The sequence below is a fragment of the Promicromonospora sp. NPDC060204 genome (assembly GCF_042728455.1).
Classification (GTDB): Bacteria; Actinomycetota; Actinomycetes; order Actinomycetales; family Cellulomonadaceae; genus Promicromonospora.
Window position 1 is genome coordinate 1 of the sequence record NZ_JBHWZO010000364.1, and the last position, 4,850, is coordinate 4,850.

Consider the following 4,850-nt stretch of genomic DNA (forward strand, 5'->3'; position numbering starts at 1 on the left):
GGGTTTCTTCGCTTTGAGCAGCCGCAAAGCGAAGAAACCCGGGCCTCAAAGGGGATGAGAGGGGCGCGTCCTAGGCGAGGGCGGCCCGGCGGGGCAGCGCGTAGCCCAGGGCGAAGACGACGAGCGCTGCCGCGGCCGCCCCGGCCCCGAGCAGGTCCAGCCACGCCGCGCCGAACGGCAGCACCGACGCCCCGACGACGGGCGCGACCGCGATCCCGATGTACATCGCCGTCGAGTACCAGGACAGGGACACCCCGGCGACGGCGGGGTCGACGTCGACCAGGCGGTGCTGGATGGGCACGAGAGCCGTGGCGGTGCCCAGGCCCCAGACCCCGAACAGCACGGCGGTACCCAGGTACGAGTCCTCCGCCGCGAACAGCGCGCCGAGCGAGACGACGACCACGGCGAGGGCGCCGACCGCGGTGGGCCGGGCCCCGATCCGGTCGGTGAGGGAGCCGCCCAGCCAGTTGCCGACGAGCCCGGCGGCGCCGAAGACCAGCAGGAGCGTCGCGAGCGCCGTCCCGCTGCCGCCGGTCACGCCGCGCGTCACGGCCGAGCTGAAGATGTAGACCATGTTGAACGCGGCGGTGAAGAGCAGGGCCGTCATCAGGGCCAGGCCGATCCGGACGTCGCGGAGCACCGCGAACCGGGCGGCGAGCCCGGGCACCGACCCGGTCGGCACGGTCCGGGCGAGCACCGCGACGACGATGGCGAGCACCGCCGCGAGCGCCGCCAGGATGCCGAGGGCGAGCCGCCAGCTCCCGAGGGCCGCCAGCGCCGTGCCCAGCGGGGAGCCGACGGCGGTCGCGAGCATGAACCCGAGGCCGACGACACCGAGGGCGCGCCCGCGCTGCTCCGGGGGCACGAGCGTGGGGGCGGCCGCCATCGCGGCGGGCATGAGCGCGGCACCGCCGAACGCGGCGACGACGCGCCCGGCGGTGAAGACGGTGAGGTCGCCGGCGATCGCCGAGAGGGCGATGCCCGCGGCGATGAGGCCCATGCCCGTGCCCATCAGCGCGGCACGCGACGCACGGGCGAACAGCACGGAGACCACCGGTGCGACGACCGCGACGATGATCGCGTACCAGGAGATGGAGTAGCTGACGGAGCTGGTGCTCGCACCGATCCCGTCGGCGATCTGCGGGAGCACGCCCGCGATGACGAAGGCGTTCGTGCCGACCACGAACAGCGCCGCCGCGATCGCCGAGATCCGGAGATAGGCGCCCCGCAGCGAGTATGATTGTTCGATGAACGTCATACCATCGAGCGTACGTGATAGTTCGATGGTTGTCGAACTATTTGACCGGACCGATGTCGAGGTGAGTGATGGGTGACTACCCCAGCCCGGACATGGCCGAGGTCGAGCTCGTCGACGTGCTCAAGGCCCTCGGCGACCCGGTGCGCCTGCAGATCGTGCACAAGCTGGCCGACGGCGAGCCCAAGCCCAAGACCCTCGACGCCTGGGGCCTGGAGCTCACCAAGTCGACCATGTCGCACCATTTCCGCACGCTGCGCGAGGCGGGCCTCACGCGCACGATCGTGCACGGCCGCACCCACGCGATCCAGCTCCGCCGCGACGAGCTCGACGACAAGTTCCCGGGCTTGATCGCCGCCGTGCTCGCAGAGGGCTGACCGCCGAGCGCTGACCGCCAGGCTCCGACGCGGAACCGCTAGCGCGGCAGCCGTTCGAGCGCGGCCAGCACCTCGTCCCTGCTCGGGGCGGCGGCGTCCAGCACCACCCGGCCCGGCCGCGCGCCGAGCACCACCACGCGGTCGGCCAGGGCGAGGGCCTCGTCCACGTCGTGCGTCACGAGCACCACGGCCCGCTGCCCGACGCCGGCGGACGGCGCGCCCGGACGGCCGGCGTCGGCGAGCCCGACCCCCGCCAGCCACTCGTTCATCCGCCGCCGCGTGATCGGGTCCAGCGCGCCGAACGGCTCGTCGAGCAGCAGCACGGGCCGCCCGGCCAGGCAGGTGCGGAGCAGCGCGAGCCGCTGCCGCATCCCGCCCGACAGCTCGTGGGGCCATGCCCGCTCGAAGCCCGCCAGGCCGAACGTCTCGAACAGCTCGGCGGCACGCGCCTCGGCGTCGGCCCGCGGCACCCGCGCGATCCGGGCGCCGAGCAGGGCGTTGGACCACGCCCGGCGCCACGGCAGCAGTCCGTCCCGCTGCGGCATCCACGCGGTGGCGGCTCCGCCGTCCGGCAGCGTGGGGAGCGTGAGCTCCCCCGAGACCGTCGCGCCCGGCGGCAGCATGCCGCCGAGCGCGCGCAGCAGCGTCGACTTGCCGCACCCCGAGGGGCCGACGACGGCGACGAACTCCCCGTCGGCCACCGCGAGGTCCACGCCGTCCAGGGCCAGGACGCCGCCGAACCGGACGCTCAGCCCGCGTGCCGCGAGCACGCTCACGGCCGGCCGGCCGCGTCGGTGTCGCCCGCGTCGGCGTCACCCGCATCGTCGGAGCCGCCCGCGCCCGGCAGGTAGTCGTCGGTCCAGGCCGCGTTCGTGTCGAACCCGGGCTCGGTCAGCCCTTCCTCCTCGAGGAAGCCGACGAACCCGTCCCACACCTCGGCGCGCTGCACGCCCCACTCGCCGGACGCGTACAGCGGGCCGAGCCACCGCGCGCTCGCCCCGACCAGCTCCGGGTCGAGCTCGGGCGCGGCCTCCAGCAGCACCTGGGCCGCCCGGTCGGGGTCGGCCGCCGCCTCGTCGTACCCGCGCGCGAGCGCGGCCAGGAACCCGCGGGCGACGTCCGGCTCCTCGTCCAGCAGCGACCGGGACGTCGCCACGAGCGGCGTGTACCAGTCCGGGATGCAGTCGAGGTGGTCGCGGAACGCGATCGTGTCGACGTCGAGCCCGTCCACCTCGCCCAGCCGGATCGTGTCCCAGGCGTCGAACACCCAGGCGGTGTCGAACTGGTCCTCGGTGAGGCCGATGCGGAAGTCGTCGCTGACCAGCGGCGTGAACTCGACCTCCGCGGGATCGCCGCCGTCGCACTCCACGAGCTTGCTGATCAGGGCCTTCTCGAGGTCGGACTCGTAGGACCCGTACCGCTTGCCCTCCAGGTCCCTGGGCCGCGCGATCCCGTCGTCCGCGAGGCTGATCAGGGACGACGTGTTGTGCTCGATCACGGTCGCGACGGAGACGACGTCGGCGCCCGCCGCCCGCGCCGGGACCAGGCCCTCCGCCACGGAGTACGCGAAGTCGGCCTGACCCGCCGCGACGAGCTGCAGGCCGGAGGTCTCGCCCGGCTCGACGATCTCGACGTCGAGCCCCTCCTCCTCGAACCAGCCCTCGGACTGGGCCAGGTAGAGGCCGGAATGGTTGGTGTTGGGCGTCCAGTCGAGCACGACGGTGACCTCGCGCAGGCCGCCGTCGGACGCCGCGTCGGCCGAACCCGCGGCGGCACCGCAGCCGGCGAGCGCCAGGGGCGCGAGCGCGGCGAGGGCCAGGGCGGGGGTACGGGGCAGGTTCATGATTTTCCTCTCTGCCACGGCGTCGCGACGCGCGTGAGCGCGGCGACGAGGGCGAAGAACAGGCCGGACAGGAGGGCGATCAGCACGACGCCCACGAAGATCTGGTCCACGGCGTACGCCTTGCGGGACCGCTGCACGAACACGCCGAGGCCGGACTGCCCGGCGAGGTACTCGGCGACCACGGCCGCGCCCACCGCGTAGGTCGCGGCGACCCGGAGGCCCGCGAGCGCGCCGGGGACCGACGCGGGCAGGCGGACCAGCAGGAACTGGTCCAGGCGGGTACCGCCCAGGCCGGCGACCATGTCGGAGTGCTCGGCGTCGACGGCGCGCATCGCGCCCACCGCCGAGACCAGGACGGGGAAGAAGACGGTGAGCGACACCAGGATCACCTTGGGCAGCAGGCCGAAGCCCGCCCACAGGATCATCAGCGGCGCGAGCACGACGACCGGCACCGTCTGCGTGAGCACGACGAGCGGGTACACCGCGTCGCCGGTCACCCGGGAGGCCGTGACCACGATGCTCAGCAGCAGGCCGGCGACCGCGCCGAGCGCGAGCCCGGCCGCGGCCTCGGTCAGCGTGGTCACGACGTGCGGCCCGAGCAGCGGCGCCACCTCGACGGCGGTGCGGGCCACCTGGGACGGCGCGGGCAGCACGAACTCGGGCACGCCCGCGAGGCGCACCCAGCCCTCCCACACCGTGAGCAGCGCCGCGACGGTCAGCAGCGGGGCGAGCACGCGCCCGGCCCGCCGCGCGACGGCGCGCGTGCTCACGCCCGGAACTTGGTGACGAGGTCCGCGATGGTGGGGCCGGCGTCGTCGGCGCCCTGGCTGACCTTGATGTTGGACTGGACGCCGTCCGCGCCGGCGGCGAGCGTCGCCTCGTGGACGGCGCGCAGCAGCGCCCACACCTCGTCGGGGCTGCCCTGGACGAACGTGCCCATGGCGCCCACCTCGTAGGTGAGCCCGGAGGCCTGGATGACGGCGATGGCGGCGTCGACGTGCGCGTACTTCGCGTCGGGCGTGCCGCTGGGGCGGGGAGAGACCTGGATCTCGGCGAGCATGTGCGACCTCCGTGCACGGGCATGCCAGAGGTCGCCGGTTCCTGACAGGGGGCGCGCGACCACGTCCCCTGCGCAGGGGACGGCCTCGACCGAACGCCCGTGCCGCCAGGCACGTCCTTCCGCTGGCATTACCCAGTTCAAGTGATCGGGTCGACGGCGTCGGGCGTGGTGCCCAGGCCTTCCTCTCAGCCCGGCTACCCCGAGCTCCCCGCGTTGGCGGGGCCACGGTACCGCTGCTCGCGGGAGATGCGGAAGCCTGATCACCTTTGAGGCCCGGGTTTCTTCGCTCTCAGCAGCCTGAAAGCGAAGAAAGCC

Annotated in this window: 6 protein-coding genes and 1 riboswitch; of the genes, 1 reads left to right on the forward strand and 5 read right to left on the reverse strand. The window is 74.0% G+C overall.

Annotated elements, in window-relative coordinates; all coding sequences use genetic code 11:
- Positions 1-70 precede the first annotated feature (70 nt).
- Positions 71-1,258, reverse strand: a complete 1,188-nt coding sequence (locus ACFWEJ_RS27230) for an MFS transporter (protein WP_377232303.1) — start codon at positions 1,256-1,258, stop codon at positions 71-73.
- A gap of 68 nt (positions 1,259-1,326) precedes the next feature.
- Here ACFWEJ_RS27230 and ACFWEJ_RS27235 point away from each other — a divergent pair, with 68 nt between their 5' ends.
- On the forward strand, positions 1,327-1,632 hold the full coding sequence (locus ACFWEJ_RS27235; protein WP_377232304.1) for an ArsR/SmtB family transcription factor: 306 nt from the start codon (positions 1,327-1,329) through the stop codon (positions 1,630-1,632).
- A 38-nt stretch (positions 1,633-1,670) separates the two neighbouring features.
- Here ACFWEJ_RS27235 and ACFWEJ_RS27240 read toward each other — a convergent pair whose 3' ends face one another.
- From ACFWEJ_RS27240 to ACFWEJ_RS27255, 4 genes are read right to left on the reverse strand one after another with little or no spacing between them, the layout of a single operon-like run.
- Positions 1,671-2,408: an ABC transporter ATP-binding protein gene (locus ACFWEJ_RS27240; protein WP_377232305.1), complete on the reverse strand. Its 738-nt coding sequence runs from the start codon at positions 2,406-2,408 to the stop codon at positions 1,671-1,673.
- Positions 2,405-3,475, reverse strand: coding sequence for an ABC transporter substrate-binding protein (locus ACFWEJ_RS27245; protein WP_377232306.1), 1,071 nt, complete (start codon positions 3,473-3,475; stop codon positions 2,405-2,407). Before ACFWEJ_RS27245 ends, ACFWEJ_RS27240 begins: the two co-directional genes overlap by 4 nt.
- Positions 3,472-4,245, reverse strand: a complete 774-nt coding sequence (locus tag ACFWEJ_RS27250) for an ABC transporter permease (protein WP_377232307.1) — start codon at positions 4,243-4,245, stop codon at positions 3,472-3,474. The genes ACFWEJ_RS27245 and ACFWEJ_RS27250 overlap by 4 nt, the downstream gene beginning before the upstream one ends.
- Positions 4,242-4,535 carry an MTH1187 family thiamine-binding protein gene (locus ACFWEJ_RS27255; protein WP_377232308.1) on the reverse strand — a complete coding sequence of 98 codons (294 nt, stop codon included), beginning with the start codon at positions 4,533-4,535 and terminating at the stop codon, positions 4,242-4,244. The genes ACFWEJ_RS27250 and ACFWEJ_RS27255 overlap by 4 nt, the downstream gene beginning before the upstream one ends.
- 111 nt (positions 4,536-4,646) lie before the next feature.
- A riboswitch (TPP riboswitch) is annotated at positions 4,647-4,749 on the reverse strand.
- Positions 4,750-4,850 lie beyond the last annotated feature (101 nt).